This is a genomic window from Sphingomonas radiodurans (genome assembly GCF_020866845.1).
GTDB classification, from domain to species: Bacteria; Pseudomonadota; Alphaproteobacteria; order Sphingomonadales; family Sphingomonadaceae; genus Sphingomonas; species Sphingomonas radiodurans.
In genome coordinates this window covers 374,587-392,823 of the sequence record NZ_CP086594.1, presented here as the reverse complement: position 1 = coordinate 392,823, position 18,237 = coordinate 374,587, and the positions used below count along the sequence as shown (strand labels likewise).

The following is an 18,237-nucleotide window of genomic DNA, read 5'->3' as shown; positions in this document are numbered from 1 at the left end:
TCATGAACAAGCGTACGATAGCCAGCCTGAGCCTTTCGGCCCTGATGCTCGGCGGAACGATAGCCGGCGTCACGTATGGCGGGATCGCCGTCGCGAGCAGCCGCAGCGACGCCGCCATCGCGAAGGCCGCCGCGGGTAACGCCGCCAAGGCGAGCAAGGCGCTCGCGAAGGGCGATCCGGCCAAGGCGATCGGCTTTGCCGAAGCCGCGGTCGCGCTGATGCCGCAGGACGCCAGCTACCGCACCCTGCTCGGCGCCGCGTACCTGAAGGCCGGCCGCTTCACCTCGGCGCATGCCGCTTATGCCGATGTGCTCCAGCTCTCGCCCGGCAACGGCAAGGCCACGCTCAATCTCGCGCTGGCGATGATCGCCGAGGGCCAGTGGGACGAGGCACGCAAGCTGCTCGACGCCAATGCCGCGACCGTCCCCGCCAGCGACCGCGGCCTCGCGATCGCCCTCGCCGGTGATCCGGTCGGCGCGGTCGAACTGCTCACCGTCGCCGCGCGCTCGCCCGATGCCGATGCCAAGACGCGGCAGAACCTCGCGCTCGCGCTCGCGCTCGCCGGCCGCTGGGCCGAATCGCGCCAGCTCGTCGGCGTCGATATGGCCCCGCTCGAAGCTGACGCGCGCATCGTGCAATGGGCCGCCTTCGCCAAGCCGGTCGGCGCCGCCGACCAGGTGTCCGCGCTGCTCGGTGTCGTGCCCGTGAAGGATCCCGGCCAGCCAGTCGCGCTCGCGCTCAACGCCACCGTGCCAGTGTCGGCGATGGCCGCCGCCGAGGAGACGGTCGAACCCACTCCCGTCGAGCCAGCAGTCGAAGTCGCCGCCGTCGAGGCGGAAGCCCCGGCAGTCGCGATGCCGTCCGACGGCACGCCACGGATCGTCTTCGGCGAACGCCGCGAGATCGTTCAGGCGCTCCCCGCTTCCTCGACGGCTCTCACATCGGGCGCATCCAAGACCAGGCTCGCTGCGGTACAACCCGCCGCCCAGCCGGTCGCGGCTACCCCGGCAAAGGGCAATTGGTTCGTCCAGCTCGGCGCCTACGACAATGCCGGTGTCGCCAAGGACGCCTGGGACCGCGCAACGCGCCGCTACCCCGCCCTCGCGCAGCAGGCGCCCACCGGCATGGCGTTCAAGTCCTTCTACCGCTTATCGGTCGGCGGCTTCTCGCGCGCCAGCGCCGACACGATGTGCCGCGGCTACCGCGCCAAGGGCGGCGCTTGCTTCGTCCGCACCTCGGCGGGCGACCAGATGGCGCAATGGGCCAAGCCAGCAAAGACGCAGATGGCCGCGCGCTGATTCCACCTCCGTTCGCTCTGAGGAGAGGCTGAGCGAAGTCGAAGCCTCGTCTCGAAGGGCAGCCCAGTGCTTCGAGACGGCGCTTCACCGTTGGCTTAGCACCTCCTCAGCACGAACGGTGAGGGGATCAGCCCAACTCGCGCCCACCCTTGAACAGCCGCAGCACGCGGCCCTGCACCGGCAGCCCGTCGAACGGCGTGTTGCCGGCCTTGCCCGGCAGCGTGTCGGCGTCGATCTGCCACGGCGCATCGGGGTCGACCTGCATCAGGTCCGCCTCGCGCCCCGCCTCGAGCGTCCCCGCCTCGAGCCCTAGCACCGCGGCCGGATTGCGCGATAGCAGCGCGCTCAGCCGCGCCAGTGAAACGCGCCCGTCGCGCGCCAGCCCCAGCGCCAGCGGCAGCAATGTCGCGGCCCCCGCCGCGCCCGCGCTTGAATCGGCGAACGGCAAGCGCTTCTCCTCCGGCCCGCGCGGGTCATGGCCCGAACACAGCACGTCGATCGTCCCGTCCTCCAGCGCCACCAGCGCCGCCTGACGATCGCTCTCGCTTCGCAACGGCGGCGAGAGGTGCGCGAAGGTGCGGAAATCGCTCATCGCAATGTCCGACAGCAACAGATGCGCCGGCGTGATCCCGCACGTCACGCGCACGCCGCGCCGCTTCGCCGCGCGCACCAGCTCGAACCCCGCCGCCGTCGTCACCTGGCGGATATGCAGCCGTGAATCCGCCGCTTCGGTCAGCATCAGGTCGCGCGCGATCGCCAGCGGCTCGGCCAGCGACGGTGCCGCCGCCAGCCCGAGCCGCGTCGCCGTCTCGCCTTCGGTCGCCACCGCCTCGCCGACCAGCCCCGCATCCTCGGCATGGCTCACCACCGTCAGCCCCAGGTCGCGCGCATAGGCCAGCACGCGCGCCATCACCCCCGAATCGGCGATCCACCCCCGCCCGGTCCCCACCGCGCGCGCGCCCGCCGAAGCGCAGATCGCCATCTCCGCCAGATCCGCCCCCGCCAGCCCGCGCGTCGCCGCCGCGATCGGGTGGATCCACAAATCCGGCCTGCCGATCAGCGCCGATCGCTGGACGATCCCCGGCTCGTCGAGCACCGGCGTCTGATCGGGCATCAGCCCGACGCGAACGATCCCGCCGGCATGGAACGCCGCGCGATCGATTGTCGCGACCCCCAGGTCGACCACCGCCGGCGCGAGCAGCTTGCCGCGGCAGTCGATCACCACCGCGTCGCTCGCCTCCGCCACGATCACCCCGCCTGCCACGAACAACTCGCCCAGCCGCTCCCCGCCGACCGGGCAGACGATCCGCGCGTTGCGGAAATGCAGCGGCCTCATGCCCAACCCGCCACACCGCGCGCGCGGCGCGTCAGCACGTCGAGGCACGCCATCCGCACCGCGACCCCCATCTCGACCTGCTCGGTGATCGCCGACCGATCGTGATCGGCGACGTTCGAATCGATCTCCACCCCGCGGTTCATCGGCCCCGGATGCATCACGAGCGCGTCCGGCTTCGCGCGCGCCAGCCGCTCGAGCGTCAGGCCATAGCGCATCCGATATTCGCGCGTGGACGGCACATAGCCGCCCGACATCCGCTCGGTCTGCAGCCGCAGCATCATCACCACGTCCGCCCCCTCCAGCGCCGCGTCGAAGTCGGTGAACGGCGTCACGCCCATCCGCTCGATTGCCAGCGGCATCAGCGTTGATGGCGCACACACGCGTACCTCGGCGGCGAGCGCGGTGAGCGCGAGGATGTTCGACCGCGCGACCCGGCTGTGCAGCACGTCGCCGCAGATCACCACCCGCTGGTTGTGGATCGAGCCGCGCCGCCGCCGGATCGTCAGCGCGTCGAGCAGCGCTTGCGTCGGATGCTCGTGCCGCCCGTCGCCCGCGTTGAGCACCGGGCAATCCACCTTGTCCGCGATCAGCCGCACCGCGCCCGACGCCATGTGGCGGATCACCAGCACGTCCGCGCGCATCGCGTTCAGCGTCATCGCCGTGTCGATCAGCGTCTCGCCCTTCTTCACGCTCGACTGCGCCGCGTGCATGTTCACGACATCCGCGCCGAGCCGCTTGCCCGCGATCTCGAAGCTCAGCAGCGTGCGCGTCGAATTCTCGAAAAAGGCGTTGATCTGCGTGAGGCCGGCCAGCCGCTTGTCGGGTGCCGCATGCCCCCGATTCGGCCCGATCCACCGCTCCGCCTCGTCCAGCAGGAACGTGATCTCGTGCGGCTGAAGACCTTCGATTCCGGTCAGGTGACGGTGCGGAAACACGGCACCACCGGGGATCAGCGTGGCAGGGCGGTGGTCCGATGGCGGCATCGAAGCGGTCGGATAGTCGGGGCGGGGGAGGGTGGCAAGGTCGCGCCGATGCACGCCGGCAATCGTCATTGCCGTGGTCCTAGTGTTGCAAGGCGCTTGTGCGCTATGCCGGGGCGCAAACGTTGGAAAGCACCCGATGAAGGCGCAGAAAATTCTCGGCTGGGGCGCCTTGGGGCTCGGCCTCGCGACGCTCGCCACGGGAGGCTTGGGCTTGTACGAACAGAATCTCGAACAGCCCGCTTATACCGTGGTCGAAAATGACGGCGCGTTCGAACTGCGCGACTATGCCAGCGTGCTCGTCGCCGAAACCGCCGTCATCGGCGAGCGGAGCCTTGCGCTTAACGCGGGCTTCAAGCGGCTGGCGGGCTATATCTTCGGCAACGGCCAGGAAAAGATCGCAATGACCGCGCCGGTATTCTCGGATGGCGCGTCGGGCGCCTGGCGCACCCGCTTCGTCATGCCCCCGCGCTACACCGCGGCAACGCTGCCGGACATGCCCGAAGGCGTCACCGCCGCCGAGCTTCCCGTGCGCCGCATGGCCGTGATCCGCTTCACCGGCCTCGGCAACGACGAACGGCTCGCCGAACACGAAGCGCGGCTGCGTGCCTGGCTTGCGGCGCGCGGCCTCGACGCGACCGGCGATGCGGTATTCGCCTTTTACAATTCGCCATTCGTTGCCGCGCCGTTTCGGCGCAACGAGGTAATGATACCCGTCGGGTAACGGCCGCGCGATCGTCGCGATGCGTCGCGATCACCGCGCGGCCGATCAAGAGCTAAGTTGGCGTCCGGACCGTTACGGCCGTTCAGGCTTCCCGGCGATGCCGGTGGCCCAGCGCCAGGCACGGTCCCGCCGCGGTTTGCCGAAGACGAAGATCGCGTTCACCAGCAGCGCCGGCAGCCCCAGGAATGCGAACAACCCGGCGTCCCCGCTGATGAACCCGACCAGCAGCAACACGGTGAAGGCGGGCACGAACGACAAGGTCAGAAGCGCGAATACCCGCGCGGCAATCAGAAGCGTCTTCAACAGGAACCTCGGCAGATCAGGATCGGCATCGAACAGACACGTGAACCGCGCCCATCCGCTTGACAGTCCGCATGCGGACCTCGGTGCCAAGTTTCACCGCAGTACAGGACCGTTTCACCGCGGAAAGCCAGCGCATTTGCACCCCGCAATGAAACGTCACGCATCGCGCGGGGGTCTCCAGAACGACACGAATAGGTATGTGGTCACGTGACCGATTGAAATTCGTCGGAGTAACAAACACTTCGGCACGGAGATCACCGAGAACCCAACGGTAGCCAGCAGGCCACCCTTCGCGAGACACGCAAAAGAGCGGGTGAAAAAAATGCGCCCCTCCGGGGATCAGCGTGGCGGGGGAGGGTGGCAACAGGCACTTCGTCATGCCGGGCTAGTCCCGGCATCCACCATGCAGCGAATCCTCAGCCCAGTAGACTCGGCGAAACGTGGATGCCGGGACAAGCCCGGCATGACGGCGGACGGAGATCACCTGCCGTGTTCCCCGGCAAAGGCCGGGCCCAGCTACGATCGGCCGTAAACTGGGCTCCGACCATCACCACCTCCGCTTCACTGGTTCAGAAAGAAAACCCCGATCCCGATTATCAAGAGAATAGCCATCATCGGCTTGTGTCACTCCAAGCGAATGGCCGCGACTGGGCGTTAGCCGACCGGCCGCTCTTCCCGATAACGGACGTTCCGCTTTCGGGCAGGTCGAGAGCCAAATCGGTTCGCGAATGACGCGAGTTGGTGGTTAGCGGACACTCGACCGCCAGCACCGTTTGCGGCTCTAAGGTGTGCCTCGGCGGGCATGTGGTGCCGTTGCAGTAGGTGATATGAATGGTTTACGGCCTTAACGTGAAGCCTGAGCACGGCTACTACGTGGACTTCGATCCGTTGGATGGCGATGTCCGAAATATCAAGCTGCTGGACGAGACACCGGACGAAGGGTTGAACCCGCGCGGACGCGCCGTCGCCTGCGGGCGTGCAGTCGATCCGACCAATGTTCCGACAAAAGTGCAGTGGAAGGATCAGCACGGCCATCCGGTGCCTGACTTCGATAACGGCCCTTTTCTGAACCTCTCCGCGCGCGCCAAGGCGCTGATCGAGCAGTTCGAACCGGGTTTGCACCAGTTCTTGCCAGTGGAGTTCATGGACATCAAAGGCGCGCATCTGGAAAATCGCTGGTTTTTCGTCGTGTGCAATCGGCTCGATACGATCGACCGTGATCATGTGCAGGGAATGCTGCTTTCAGGTGGCAAGATGTGGCGTCCAGCCAGTGAACTTCTTAGGAGATATCCCGAAGAGATACCCGAAGGCTTTGATCTTAGCGTTGTACCTAAGCTAGTCTTTAGTCGGAAGAAGATCGGCAACGCTCACGTTTGGCAAGACAAACACTTGAGTGGGGTTGGTGCGTTTTTGTCAGAGGAGCTTGCGGAGGCCCTCATTGCTGCACGGGTGACAGGTATAAAGCCGTCGAAAGCTCAGGCCGTCTGACAGTATCGACGCAGGATCGGCTAGCACCCACTTGATCGGTGCGCTCCGCTTCACAAGCGCCGATCTCGTCTTCAGGCGAATGTCCGCAATTGGTGGAAACCGGACGTTCGATCCGGGAAGTGGAAGATCGTATGCAGCGATGCTAGCAGGTGGCATGCGTTTGATCTTCATCTATGGTCCCGTTGCGAGCGGGAAGCTGACGATCGGTCGACTGGTGGCTGAGCAGATCGGCGCACCACTTTTCCACAATCACTTGATCGTGGATGCAGTCGCGGCGGTGTTTCCTTTCGGCTCACCCGAGTTTGTGTCTCTACGAGAGCAATTCTGGTTGGAGATGATCTCGGCCGCAGCCGCTTCGGGGCAATCGCTGATCTTCACGTTCGCGCCTGAACCGAGCGTCTCCACGGACTTCCCCGATCGCGTGCTGCGCCGCGTCACCCAAGCCGGCGGGCAGGTTACCTACATCGCGCTTGATCTGAGCGAGGCGGAGCAGGAACGGCGGCTCGTGAATCCCTCGCGCGAGCGGTTCGGCAAGTTGCGCTCGCTTGAAATCCTTCGTGCTCTCAGACCTTCGATGGCCGCTTGCATGAGGATGATGCCGGAGGCTGCACTGCGGGTCGATACCGAGATGTCTACACCCGCCGAAGCGACCAGCGCGATTGTTGAGCACATCACCTCAGTTAGGTGAACGTCCGCCTTTGGGCGCTAGCCGCCCGTCAGTTCACGGATCACGAACCTACCGCAAGGCCTCGCCCGAGCAACGCTCGGCCGCATCATCAACCAAAACCACAACCTCGCGATTAACCCCCCTTCTCCGCCGCCCCGGTCCCCACCAGCGCATCGATCGCCGCCTGCAGGATATGCGCCGCCGCCAGATTGTCGATCCGCTCGGCCCGTTTGGCGCGGCTCATATCCTGTTCGATCATCACCCGCTCCACCGCCACGGTCGACCAGCGCTCGTCCCACAGCAGCACAGGCCCAAGATCGGCGATGTTGCGCGCGAACGATCGTGTCGATTGGCTGCGCGGCCCCTCGCTGCCGTCGAGATTGATCGGCAGCCCGAGCACGATCCCGACCACGCGCTGCGCCGCGATCATCTCCACCAGCAGCTTCTTGTCCGCCGTGAACTTGCCCCGGCGGATCAGCGTCGCCGGGCTCGCGTAGCTCCAGCCGGCATCGCACAGCGCCGTCCCGATCGTCTTGGTGCCCAGGTCCAGCCCGATCAGCCGCCCGCCATCCGGCAGCGCGGCCCGAAACTCCGCCGCGGCAACCGTGATCACCGCGCCGCCGGCCGCTGTACCGGCGGCGCCGGCACGGCCAGCCGCCGCGCCACGTCCGCGCGCACGTTCGCCCAGAACAGGCTGTAATCGTACACGTGGTAATTGTTGCCCGGCAGCACATATGGCCCGACGTTCGGCCCTTCGCCGATCAGCAACAGCCCGCGCTCGCCGCATCGCGCAGGCACGCGCCCCGCCTCGATCTGCGCGCTGCTGAGATCCGCGGACGGGAAGAGCGTGCCGGTATTGGCGGTGGCGGGCGCCGTCGCGTTCGCCACGCCGGTCAGCGGATTGGTGCAGACGAGTTGCGTCCCGCGCCGCGGCTTGCCGTCGAACCCGGTGGTGCGATCATAAGTGTCCATCACGAGCGACGGATCGGCCGGTTCGCCGAACGTCGCCCATGACAGGATACAGCCGCGCTGGTCGGCGCGCGTGCATTCGGGAAAGCCCATCGCGACCAGATCGTTGCTTGGGCTCACCGGCCAGCCGACGACGTACGCCGCGACGATCCGGCGCGCGAGCGGCGTGCCCGCGACCTTGTCCTTCAGCAGGTGCGACAAATGCAGCGCGCCTTGGCTATGCCCCGCCAGCACGATCGGCTGCGTCGGCCCGATCTGCCGCAGGAACGCCGCGAACGCGACCTGGATGTCGCCATAGGCAAGGTTCAGTGCGCGTTGCGCGTCGGCCGCGTCGGTCAGAAACGATCCGAACGTTGCCTGCCGATAGCGCGGCGCCCAGATCTCGCCGGCCTCGTTGAACGCGCTCGCCTGCCCACGCAGGAACAGCGCCGCGCGCTCGTTCGCCTCGGCATCGTTCAGCGGCGCGTTCCAGTGATCGTCGTTGATGTACGATGTCGGGTGAATGAAGAAAATCGCCGCGCCGCCGGGCGTCTCGCGCGGCTTATACCCCGCCGGCGTCCACAGCGCCGGATTGCCCGGCAGGTCGGGCCGCGCCAGCCACATGTCGCGGCGATCATAGTCGCGCTCCGCCACCTTGCCCTGTGTCTCGAACGGGGTGCCGGGCACGAACGTCCAGCGGATCAGCTCGTTGCCCCAGATGCGATAGACCACTGCACCTGCGATCACGAGCGCGATCAGGAATGCAACGACGTAAAGAAACTTGCGGGCCATCCCTGCCGCCTGCCCCAGCGGAGCGGTTGGCGCAACACCGCGCCATTGCCTTCGCACGTGCGGCAATGGTAGCGCCGCGGCATGTCCGTAGATACCGCCACCGTGAAGAAGGTCGCGAGCCTCGCGCGCATCGCGATCGACGATGCCGCCGCCGAGCGGCTCGTCCCAGAGCTCAACAACATCCTCGGCTGGATCGAGCAACTCGGCGAAGTCGACACCAGCGGCGTCGCGCCGATGACGGCGGTGATCCCCAACACGCTGCGGCTGCGCGACGATGTCGTGAACGCCGATCCGCTCACCGGTGGCGGCATTCGCGATGCGGTGCTGGCGAATGCGCCGCAAGCCGAGCATGGATTTTTCACTGTCCCGAAAGTGATCGAGTGATCACGGCGCTTGTCCCCACGGATCGCGGTTTTCGAGAGTCGCTCGGCTATGATCTGCCTCCGCAATCCCCCGGTATTCACCCGGCTCATGGTGTCCTGAATGACTGATCTGACTGACCTCGGGATCCGCGAAATCCGCGATGGCGTGCGCGATGGTTCCTTCTCCGCGCGCGAAATCGCCCAGGCGTTCAGCGCCGCCGTGGCGCGCGCGAAGCCGCTAAACGCCTTCCTGGTGGAGACGCCGGCACACGCGATGGCGGCTGCGGACGCCGCCGACACCGCCCGCGCGGCCGGCGAGACGCCTAAGCCGCTCGCCGGAGTTCCGCTTGGAATCAAGGACTTGTTCTGCACCAAGGGCGTCCCAGCGACCGCTGCCAGCCACATCCTCGAAGGCTTCACCCCGCAGTACGAATCCACCATCACGCAGAAACTGTGGGATGCTGGCGCGGGGATGCTCGGCAAGCTGAACATGGATCAGTTCGCGATGGGCTCGTCGAACGAGACGAGCGCATTCGGCAACGTCATCTCCCCTTGGCGCCGAAACGACGGCGGCAACGCTCCGTTGGCGCCGGGCGGCTCGTCGGGCGGCTCGTCTGCGGCCGTATCCGCGCGGCTGTGCCCCGGCGCGACTGGCACCGACACCGGCGGTTCGATCCGCCAACCCGCTGCTTTCACCGGCATTTCCGGTATCAAGCCAACGTACGGCCGCTGCTCGCGCTGGGGCGTGATCGCCTTCGCCTCGTCGCTCGACCAGGCCGGCCCGATGGCACGCGACGTCCGGGACTGCGCGATCATGCTTGAAGCGATGAGCGGTTTCGACCCCAAGGACGCGACCTCGCTCGACATTCCGGTGCCGCAGTGGGAGGCGGGCCTCAACGCCAACCTCGCCGGCAAGCGCGTCGGCGTGCCCCGCGAGTATCGCGTTGAAAACATGCCTGAAGAGATCGAGGCACTGTGGCAGCAGGGCATCGCCTGGCTGAAGGACGCCGGCGCGGAAATCGTCGAAATATCCCTGCCGCACACCAAATATGCCCTCCCGGCCTATTACATCATCGCCCCCGCCGAAGCCTCGTCGAACCTCGCCCGCTATGATGGCGTGCGCTACGGCCAGCGCGACTTGCCCGACGGCGCGAACCTTCAGGCCATGTATGCCGCGACCCGTGCGGCCGGCTTCGGCGAAGAAGTGAAGCGCCGCATTCTGATCGGTACTTACGTATTGTCCGCAGGGTTTTACGACGCATATTTCACACAGGCTTCGAAGGTCCGCACACTCATCGCAGGTGATTTCGAGGCGGCTTGGGACAGTTGCGACATGCTGCTGACCCCAACCGCGCCGTCCGCGGCCTTCGCGCTGGGCGAGAAGAGCGCCGACCCGCTCGCAATGTACCTCAACGACGTCTTCACCGTGCCGTCGAGCCTCGCCGGCCTTCCGGCAATGAGCGTGCCCGGCGGCGTGGACAAGGCCGGCCTGCCGCTCGGCTTGCAGATCATCGGCAAGCCGCTCGACGAGCAGGGCGTCCTCAACGCCGCGCTGGCGATCGAGGAGCGCGCCGGCTTCGTGGCGCGTCCGGCTGCGTGGTGGTAAATTGAATCTGGTTTCGGTAGGAGACTGGCTAACCTGGGCAGGGGTCGTTCTACCGTTATCTGCACTTGCTTGGTCAGCATGGCAGTATGTTGCCATCCGAAAACGTGAAGAGGCTCGCCATCGTTTTGAGCGCTTCTTCAAGCTGCTTGATTTGATCGGATCGGACGATCAAGTTTCTCTGCACTCGAAGGTCGGTGCAATATATGAACTTAGAAATTACTCCGAGTACTCTGAAGTGATCGTTCGCGTGTGCGGTGACTCGAAAGATCGTGTATCAGGTTCTCTAGCGTTCATGCTTCAGAACGAATTTACGAAAACTATTGAGTATTTTGAGAAACGTGATGGAAAATAGCTATCGCATTAAGGGCGCAACCGGCGAATGGGAGGTCGTGATCGGCCTCGAAGTCCACGCGCAAGTCACGTCCAATGCCAAGCTGTTCTCGGGCGCGGCCACCACCTTCGGTGCCGAACCCAATTCACAGGTCAGCCTCGTCGATGCGGCAATGCCCGGCATGCTGCCTGTGCCCAACCGCGAGTGCATCCGTCAGGCGGTGCGCACCGGCATGGCGATCGACGCGCAGATCAACAAATGGTCGCGCTTCGATCGGAAGAATTACTTCTACGCCGATCTGCCGCAGGGCTATCAGATTTCGCAGCTATATCATCCGATTGTCGGCGAAGGTTCAGTCGAGATCGAGGTCGAGGAGAGCGTCAAGACGATCGGTGTCGAGCGCATCCACGTCGAGCAGGATGCCGGCAAGTTGATGCACGATCAGCATCCGACGCGCTCCTATGTCGATCTCAATCGCTCGGGCGTCGCGCTGATGGAGATCGTCAGCCGGCCGGACATGCGATCGCCCGCTGAAGCAGGGGCTTACCTACGAAAGCTGCGCGCGATCCTGCGCTATGTCGGCAGCTGTGACGGCAACATGGAAGAGGGCTCGATGCGCGCCGACGTCAACGTCAGCGTGCGCAAGCCCGGCGATGAGCTCGGCACGCGGACCGAGACGAAGAACGTCAATTCGGTCCGCTTCGTCATGGCCTCGATCGAATATGAGGCGAAGCGTCAGGTCGAAGCGCTCGAGAGCGGGGAGCGGATCGTTCAGGAAACACGGCTGTTCAACCCGGACACGGGCACCACGCGTTCGATGCGCTCGAAGGAAGACGCGCACGATTACCGCTACTTCCCGGATCCTGACCTGTTGCCGCTCGAACTCGACGACGCGTTTCTTGACGAGTGCCGCGCGTCATTGCCCGAGCTGCCCGATGCAAAGCGCAAGCGCTACGAAGCCCAGGGCGTGACGCCCTACAACGCCGACGTGCTGACCGCCGAGGTCGAGACCGCACGCTGGTTTGACGCTTTGCTAGAAGCGGGGGCGGCGCCCGTGGCGGCGTCCAACTGGGTGACGGGCGAATTGTTCGGCGCACTCAACCGGATCGGGAAGGCCATTGAGGACTCGCCAGTCACGCCTGGGCAGGCGGCTGAATTGCTGGCGCTGGTTGCAGATGGCACGCTCTCGGGCAGCCTCGCCAAACAGGTCTTCGAGGTCATGCTCGAAACAGGCGATGCCCCCGGAAAGATCGTTGCCGAGCGCGGGCTGAAGCAGACCAGCGACACCGGTGCGATCGAGGCGGTGATTGCCGACGTGTTGGCGAAGAACCCCGGTCAGCTCGAACAGTATCGCGGCGGCAAGGTAGCGCTGTTCGGCTTCTTTGTCGGTCAGACGATGAAGGCGATGGGCGGCAAGGCCAATCCCGGTGTCGTCAACGATCTGCTGAAGAAGGCGCTTGCCTGATCGCAGCGCGCCCGGCTAGCCAACGTCCAGCGCGTTGAACGCGCGGAGAAATCCGGGGGGATTGCAGTGGGTCGATCGCGTCTGTTCATCGCGCTGGCGGTATTGCTGACTTGCGCGTCCTTGCCCGGGCAGGCCGAGATCAAGGCGGATACGAGCTTCCGCTTCCCCGCCGACAAACCGGTAAAAATCATCGTCTTCCGCCCCGACGTGAAGGTCGGCTCGATGGGCGTCGGCACGGTCGAGGAGCCCAACGCCGATTGGACGGCGGCGGCGCGCACCAAGCTCGCGGCGCAGATCGACGCGCACCAGAAGGGCGGCGGCAACGAAGTGATCTTTCTCGCCGATCAAGAAGGCGAGAATGCGCAGGTGGTGGCCGATTATCAGGCGCTGTTCCGCACCGTCGCCGCGGCGATCACCCAGCACAAGATGGCGCCCGGCGCCGGTCTGCCGACGAAGAAGAACAAGTTCGATTGGACGCTCGGGCCGGGCGCGACAAAGCTCGGTGAGATCGGCGGCGGCGATTACGCGCTCTTCGTCTCGACCCATGACGCGTATGGCACGGCGGGCCGCAAGGTGATGCAGCTGCTCTTCGCCGGGATGTTCGGCGGGTACATGCCCGCCGGCATCCACGCGAGCTATGCCGCGCTGGTCGATCTGAAGACGGGCAATATCGTGTGGTTCAATGTCGACCCGGCGTCGGGTGGCGACGTCAGGACGGACGAGGGCGCGACCAAGCGGGTCGAGCAATTGTTCACGCAATTCCCGCTGCGCGAAGGGCAGGCGGCTCCGTCTGCCGAGCCGGCGCCCAAGAAGTGAAACCGGGCCTTCAGCCCCGCAATGACAGCGGGCAGCGAAGGTGGCGCATCGTCAGCGCTTTGACGGCTGCACTTGCTTTGTCCGCTGCCGCCCCCGTCGCCGCCCAAATTGCTCCGATCACGGCCGGCTACACGCCCGTCGACAAGGATGAGCGCGGCTTCTGGTCGGAAGTCGAGGAACTCGAGCGCAATATCAAAACCAGTGCGTTCGTCATCCGCGATCCGGCGCTGAACGGCTATGTCCGGGGCACCTTCTGCCGCATCGTCGGCGCCAGCGAGTGCGCGCCGATCCGGATCTACATCGTCCGCACGGCCGACTTCAACGCGAGCATGTACCCGACCGGAATGATGATCATCAATTCGGGGCTGCTGCTGCGCATGCGCGACGAGGCACAACTCGCCGCGATCCTGGGCCACGAATTCACCCACTACACCCACCGTCATCAGATCCAGATCTTCCGCGACGTGAAACGCAAGGCGAATGCCGCGGCTTGGCTGTCGATGATCCCGGTCGGCGGCCTCGCCGCGGCAGCAGCGCTGTCGGTCGCGCAGCTTGGCATGGCGGCGTCGATCTTCACCTTCTCGCGGGGGATGGAGAGCGAAGCCGATGCCGTCTCCGTCCCACTGATGGCGAGGGCCGGCTACGATCCGGGCCAGGCGTGGCGTGTTTGGGAGCAGCTGCGCGCCGAACAGGATGCGACCGCCATCGCGCGCAATGCCAAGAGCCGCAAGGACAAGAATGGTGGCATCTTCGGCAGCCATCCACCGACAGCAGAGCGCCTCGCAACGCTGAAGACGCTCGCCGCGGCGCAGCCAGCCGGCGGCTCGGACGAGCGCGCTGCTTACGTCGCAGCGGTGCGGCCGTGGTGGCCGAAATTGGTCGACGACCAGATCAAACTCAATGATTTTGGTGGCACCGAATTCGTGCTCGGCAAGCTTGCCGAGACCGGCTGGACGGCGGATCTGCTCTACGCGCGAGGCGAGCTATATCGCACCCGCGGGCGACCAGACGATCTGACGCAGGCAGCGGGTTTCTACCGCTCGGCTACCGCGATGCCTGATACGCCGGCCGAAGCATGGCGAGGACTCGGGCTCGTCGAGCTGCGCGCTGGTCGCGTCGTGGAAGGGCAGGCGGCGCTTGCCAACTATCTGAAAGCGCGACCCGATGCGACCGACCGGTCGATGATCGAAATGATGGCGGAGGAAGTTTCGTGAAGAAGATCATGGTGTTCCTGGCATCCGCCGCGCTCGTCGCCACGCCGGCGTTAGCGTACAAGCTGGTAACTCATGGGCAGCGGGTGGCGGTCGCGAAGTCGGCGATGACGATCGCTCCTCCCATCGACTGGAACCGCCAGCAATCGCGCCCGGGACGCAACGCGGAGGCATGGACGCTCGATGGCATGCCGCTCAACGAGGTGACCTTCTACGGCGGGATCGCGGCCGATCAGACGTTGTTCAAGGAAGTGAACAAGAAGGAAAAACCGCTGCCGCGCTTTGCGGCGGGGATGCTGCCGACCGATGTCGTGCAAATGTTCGAGGCGAGCTATCGCTTGGCGGGCGGTTCGGCGCTGTTCTCGGTCGATGGGGTCGAGCCCGCAACCTTCGCGAGCAACCGCGGCTTTCGCTTCCGCTATTCCTTTACGCTGGAGGGCGAGGAAGTGAAGCGCCTCGGCGAGGCAACCGGCGCGATCGTCGGCGGCAAGCTGTGGATGATCACGTATGAGGCGCCGGCGATCCATTACTTCGATCGCAACCTTGCGGATTACCGCGCGCTTGTGGCGAGCGCGCAGCTACCGGGGCCGACGGTGACGGTGGGATAATATCCGCCGGCCGGCGGTCGTTACCGCAGCGTCCGGAACGCCTTCCGGAGTTCGTCCACGAACAGTTCCGGCTGCTCGAACGCCGCAAAGTGTCCGCCCTTTGGCAGTTCGTTCCAGTGAATGATGTTGGGATACTGCCGCTCCGCCCAACGGCGAGACGCGCGAAACAGCTCCTTGGGGAAGATGCTGCACCCGGTCGGTACCTGCACCGTCTCGGTGGCGAACGAGCCGAAGCTCTCCCAATATAGCCGTCCCGACGACGCGCCGGTGCCCGTCAGCCAATAGAGCATGATGTCGTCGAGCATCTCGTCGCGGGTCAGTGCGTTTTCCGGCGTGCCGTCACAGTCGGTCCATTCCCGAAACTTTTCGTAGATCCACATCGCTTGCCCGACCGGCGAATCGACGAGTCCATAGCCAAGCGTCTGCGGCCGGGTTGCCTGCTGCTGCGAATAGCCGTTGCCGTCCTTCGAATAGCGCTGAAGGTCGGCCAGTGCCGCCTTCTCCGCCGCGGTCGGGTCGGCGAGATCCTCAGGCGTCGGGCGCGCCACGACCATGTTGAGGTGAATGCCCGCAACCGCCGGATCCCCGCTCGCGCCGATCGCGGTCGTCACGGCGGATCCCCAATCCCCCCCCTGCGCCACGAACCGAGCATAGCCCAGCCGCTGCATCAGCACGATCCACGCCTTGGCGATCCGCGGCACCGGCCAGCCCTCCGCGGGCCGATCGGAGAAGCCGTAGCCGGGCAGGGAAGGGCAGACGACGTGGAACGCATCCTCCGCCCGGCCGCCGTGCGCGACCGGATCGGTCAACGGCCCGATGACCTTCATGAACTCGATCACCGACCCCGGCCAGCCGTGTGTGATCACGATCGGCAGCGCGTTCGGCTCGGGCGAGCGGCGATGTAGAAAGTGAAGCTTCAGCCCGTCGATTTCCGTCGTGAACTGCCCGACCGCGTTCAACGCAGCTTCGCAGCGCCGCCAGTCATACCCCGTTTGCCAATGCTCGACAAAGGCACGGGCTGCAGCAAGCGGCACCCCCTGTTGCCACCCATCGACCGTCTCGCGTTCCGGCCAGCGGGTGCGCGCAAGCCGATCCTGGAGATCGTCAAGCGCATGTTGCGGCACGTCGAGAATGAAGGGCGTCACGGCGTCGCTCATCGCATTTCTCCTTCAGCGGCCCCGGCGCAGCAACGCGAGCGCCTGCTCCGCCAGCATCGGGCAACCATTGATCGCCTCGCCCGCGTTCGGCGTCGTACCGGCGAGAGCACGGGCATAGACCCCCTGGCTGATCGAGGCGAGGCGGAAGGCGGCGAAGCCGAGATAGAAGCTCCAGTCGGCGATCTCGCCACGGCCCGTGCGCCGGCAGTAAGCAGCGACATAATCGTCCTCGCTCGGGATGCCGCTGGCGGCAAAGTCGACGCCCTGCAACGTGCCCCAAGTCGTCGACGTGGAATGCCACATGAAGCAGTTATAGCCCAAGTCCGCCAGCGGGTGCCCGATCGTTGAAAGCTCCCAGTCGAGCACCGCGATCAATCGCGGCTCGGTGGGGTGGAACATCACGTTTTCCAGCCGGTAATCACCATGCGCAATCGCCACCGCCTCGTCGATTGGTATGCGCGCGGGGAGCTCGGCGATCAGCGCCTCCATCGCCACGATCTTCTCGGTCTCGGCGCCGCGATATTGCTTCGTCCAGCGCGCGATCTGGCGCTCGAAATAGCCAGTCGTGCGACCATAATCATCGAGGCCCACCGCACGATGATCGACCGCATGGAGTGCAGCCAGCGTCGCGCTCAGCTGATCGTACACTGCGGCGCGCTCGCTCGGGGCGAGATCGGGCAGGGTGGCGTCGCGAAAGATCCGGCCCTCCAGATAGTCCATGACGTAGAAGGATGTGCCGATCACCTCGGGATCGACGCACAAGGCGCGCATTACCGGAACGGGCACACCGGTATCGCGCAACGCCGCCATCACGCGATACTCGCGATCCACCTGATGGGCGCTCGCGAGCAGGGCCCCTGGCGGCTTCTTCCGCAGCACGAAATCACCGGCGTCGGTGGAGAGCATGAAGGTCGGGTTGGAAGCGCCGCCGACGAATTGGCGTACTTGCAGGCCATTGCCGACACCCTCAATATTGGCACCCAACCACGCGGCAAGGCGCGCATCGTCGAACTGGTGTCGCTCGGCGACCGCAGCCAATCGCGCCCCGGATGAGCCGGTCATGTCGACAGCAAGCCTGCGGTTCGTCTCATGATCATGCGTCCCCCTCCCGCCGGCGCGTCACGCCCGCCGCTTGTCCAAGTGTTAGCGCAAAAGGCCGACGCTGATCGAGCCCGAAATCAGTCCGACTTAAAGGTCGAGAGGATCCCGGCCAGCAGCCTGAAGTCGCGCTCGCGCGGCGAGGCGCGGCGCCATGCGAGCGCGATCGTGCGTATGGGATGATCGCCGGCCAGCGGTCGCGCGGCGATGTGGGTATGGTCGAGGATGCCGGCATTGAGCGCGAGTTCGGGCAGCATGGTCACGCCCAGGCGGTTCTCGACCATCTGGACGATCGTGTGAAGCGACGTCCCCATCATCGTCGCCTCAGCGCGCAGCTCGGGCCGGTTGCAGGCTGCAAGGGCGTGATCCTTCAGGCAATGCCCGTCTTCCAGCAGCAACAGCCGAGTTTCGTCGATATCCGCCGGCGAAATCGGGGTTACGCCCTCGGGCAGCTCGCCTTCCGGAAAGGCGAGGAACAGCCGATCGTCGAACAGAGGCTCGGACGTCACATCGCCGCAGCCGTAAGGCAGCGCCAGCAGCACGCAATCCGCGCGGCCGTTCTGGAGTGACTCGCACGCTACGGCGCTGGGCTCCTCGCGCAGGAACAGCTTGAGATCGGGATAGTCGGCGCGCAGCCGAGGCAGAACACGGGGAAGCAGGAATGGAGCAATCGTCGGAATTACGCTCATCCGCATCTCGCCGGTGAGTGGCCGGCCGGCAGCGCGGACCATATCACCAAGCTCCTCCGCCTCGCGCACCACGCGTCGTGCCTTGGCCACGATGCCATCGCCGAGCGGGGTGAAGCGGACGACGCGGCGGGTGCGCTCGACGAGTGTCACGCCGATCAGCGTCTCAAGTTCGCGAATGCCTGCCGACAGGGTCGACTGAGTCACGAACACGCTGTCAGCGGCGCGGCCGAAATGACCCTGGTCCTTAAGCGCGATGAGATATTGCAGCTGCTTGAGCGTAGGCAGATACGTCGCGGCCATCGGATTTAATCGCCTTTATCGCTCGATCGCTGTCCGATTAGCGCGTTCGGTCGATCAT

Annotated in this window: 19 protein-coding genes; 11 read left to right on the top strand and 8 right to left on the bottom strand. The window is 65.5% G+C overall.

The window, feature by feature from the left end; translation table 11 throughout:
- Positions 1-2 precede the first annotated feature (2 nt).
- Complete coding sequence (locus LLW23_RS01820) at positions 3-1,298, top strand: SPOR domain-containing protein (RefSeq protein ID WP_228947088.1); 1,296 nt, start codon at positions 3-5, stop codon at positions 1,296-1,298.
- 127 nt (positions 1,299-1,425) lie between these two features.
- Here LLW23_RS01820 and LLW23_RS01815 read toward each other — a convergent pair whose 3' ends face one another.
- Entirely contained in the window at positions 1,426-2,634 is a 1,209-nt protein-coding gene (locus LLW23_RS01815) for a dihydroorotase (protein ID WP_228947087.1), read from the bottom strand.
- Positions 2,631-3,617, bottom strand: coding sequence for an aspartate carbamoyltransferase catalytic subunit (locus tag LLW23_RS01810; RefSeq protein ID WP_228948434.1), 987 nt, complete (start codon positions 3,615-3,617; stop codon positions 2,631-2,633). Before LLW23_RS01810 ends, LLW23_RS01815 begins: the two co-directional genes overlap by 4 nt.
- 136 nt (positions 3,618-3,753) lie before the next feature.
- Between LLW23_RS01810 and LLW23_RS01805 the strand changes: the two genes are divergently transcribed.
- On the top strand, positions 3,754-4,338 hold the full coding sequence (locus tag LLW23_RS01805) for an SOUL family heme-binding protein (protein ID WP_228947086.1): 585 nt from the start codon (positions 3,754-3,756) through the stop codon (positions 4,336-4,338).
- A gap of 72 nt (positions 4,339-4,410) precedes the next feature.
- Here LLW23_RS01805 and LLW23_RS01800 read toward each other — a convergent pair whose 3' ends face one another.
- Entirely contained in the window at positions 4,411-4,641 is a 231-nt protein-coding gene (locus tag LLW23_RS01800; RefSeq protein WP_228947085.1) for a hypothetical protein, read from the bottom strand.
- Between the two features lie 831 nt (positions 4,642-5,472).
- Here LLW23_RS01800 and LLW23_RS01795 point away from each other — a divergent pair.
- Positions 5,473-6,129 carry an imm11 family protein gene (locus LLW23_RS01795; RefSeq protein WP_228947084.1) on the top strand — a complete coding sequence of 219 codons (657 nt, stop codon included), beginning with the start codon at positions 5,473-5,475 and terminating at the stop codon, positions 6,127-6,129.
- A gap of 31 nt (positions 6,130-6,160) precedes the next feature.
- Entirely contained in the window at positions 6,161-6,817 is a 657-nt protein-coding gene (locus LLW23_RS01790) for a nucleoside/nucleotide kinase family protein (protein ID WP_228947083.1), read from the top strand.
- 112 nt (positions 6,818-6,929) lie between these two features.
- Here LLW23_RS01790 and ruvX read toward each other — a convergent pair whose 3' ends face one another.
- Together ruvX and LLW23_RS01780 are read right to left on the bottom strand one after the other, a co-directional pair.
- Positions 6,930-7,409 (bottom strand): Holliday junction resolvase RuvX, encoded by a 480-nt coding sequence (gene ruvX, locus LLW23_RS01785; protein WP_228947082.1) that lies wholly within the window; start codon positions 7,407-7,409, stop codon positions 6,930-6,932.
- A complete protein-coding gene (locus LLW23_RS01780; RefSeq protein ID WP_228947081.1) occupies positions 7,406-8,536 on the bottom strand; it encodes a DUF3089 domain-containing protein in 1,131 nt (376 codons plus the stop codon). Before LLW23_RS01780 ends, ruvX begins: the two co-directional genes overlap by 4 nt.
- An 81-nt stretch (positions 8,537-8,617) precedes the next feature.
- Between LLW23_RS01780 and gatC the strand changes: the two genes are divergently transcribed.
- From gatC to LLW23_RS01745, 7 genes are all read left to right on the top strand, one after another.
- Positions 8,618-8,920, top strand: a complete 303-nt coding sequence (gatC, locus tag LLW23_RS01775) for an Asp-tRNA(Asn)/Glu-tRNA(Gln) amidotransferase subunit GatC (protein WP_228947080.1) — start codon at positions 8,618-8,620, stop codon at positions 8,918-8,920.
- A 99-nt stretch (positions 8,921-9,019) separates the two neighbouring features.
- Positions 9,020-10,504 (top strand): Asp-tRNA(Asn)/Glu-tRNA(Gln) amidotransferase subunit GatA, encoded by a 1,485-nt coding sequence (gatA, locus tag LLW23_RS01770; protein ID WP_228947079.1) that lies wholly within the window; start codon positions 9,020-9,022, stop codon positions 10,502-10,504.
- A 1-nt stretch (position 10,505) separates the two neighbouring features.
- On the top strand, positions 10,506-10,856 hold the full coding sequence (locus tag LLW23_RS01765) for a hypothetical protein (protein WP_228947078.1): 351 nt from the start codon (positions 10,506-10,508) through the stop codon (positions 10,854-10,856).
- Positions 10,846-12,300 (top strand): Asp-tRNA(Asn)/Glu-tRNA(Gln) amidotransferase subunit GatB, encoded by a 1,455-nt coding sequence (gene gatB, locus LLW23_RS01760; protein WP_228947077.1) that lies wholly within the window; start codon positions 10,846-10,848, stop codon positions 12,298-12,300. The genes LLW23_RS01765 and gatB overlap by 11 nt, the downstream gene beginning before the upstream one ends.
- Before the next feature lie 66 nt (positions 12,301-12,366).
- Positions 12,367-13,116 (top strand): hypothetical protein, encoded by a 750-nt coding sequence (locus LLW23_RS01755; RefSeq protein ID WP_228947076.1) that lies wholly within the window; start codon positions 12,367-12,369, stop codon positions 13,114-13,116.
- Between the two features lie 77 nt (positions 13,117-13,193).
- Positions 13,194-14,330, top strand: a complete 1,137-nt coding sequence (locus tag LLW23_RS01750; RefSeq protein WP_228947075.1) for a M48 family metallopeptidase — start codon at positions 13,194-13,196, stop codon at positions 14,328-14,330.
- Entirely contained in the window at positions 14,327-14,935 is a 609-nt protein-coding gene (locus tag LLW23_RS01745; protein ID WP_228947074.1) for a hypothetical protein, read from the top strand. Before LLW23_RS01750 ends, LLW23_RS01745 begins: the two co-directional genes overlap by 4 nt.
- 20 nt (positions 14,936-14,955) lie before the next feature.
- On the opposite strand, the gene LLW23_RS01740 is transcribed toward LLW23_RS01745, so the two are convergent.
- From LLW23_RS01740 to LLW23_RS01730, 3 genes are all read right to left on the bottom strand, one after another.
- The gene (locus LLW23_RS01740) at positions 14,956-16,092 is read right to left on the bottom strand and encodes an epoxide hydrolase family protein (protein WP_228947073.1); all 1,137 of its coding nucleotides are present in this window, start codon (positions 16,090-16,092) and stop codon (positions 14,956-14,958) included.
- A 12-nt stretch (positions 16,093-16,104) separates the two neighbouring features.
- Positions 16,105-17,154 (bottom strand): phosphotransferase family protein, encoded by a 1,050-nt coding sequence (locus LLW23_RS01735; RefSeq protein WP_228947072.1) that lies wholly within the window; start codon positions 17,152-17,154, stop codon positions 16,105-16,107.
- Between the two features lie 116 nt (positions 17,155-17,270).
- Positions 17,271-18,179, bottom strand: a complete 909-nt coding sequence (locus tag LLW23_RS01730; protein ID WP_228947071.1) for a hydrogen peroxide-inducible genes activator — start codon at positions 18,177-18,179, stop codon at positions 17,271-17,273.
- Positions 18,180-18,237 lie beyond the last annotated feature (58 nt).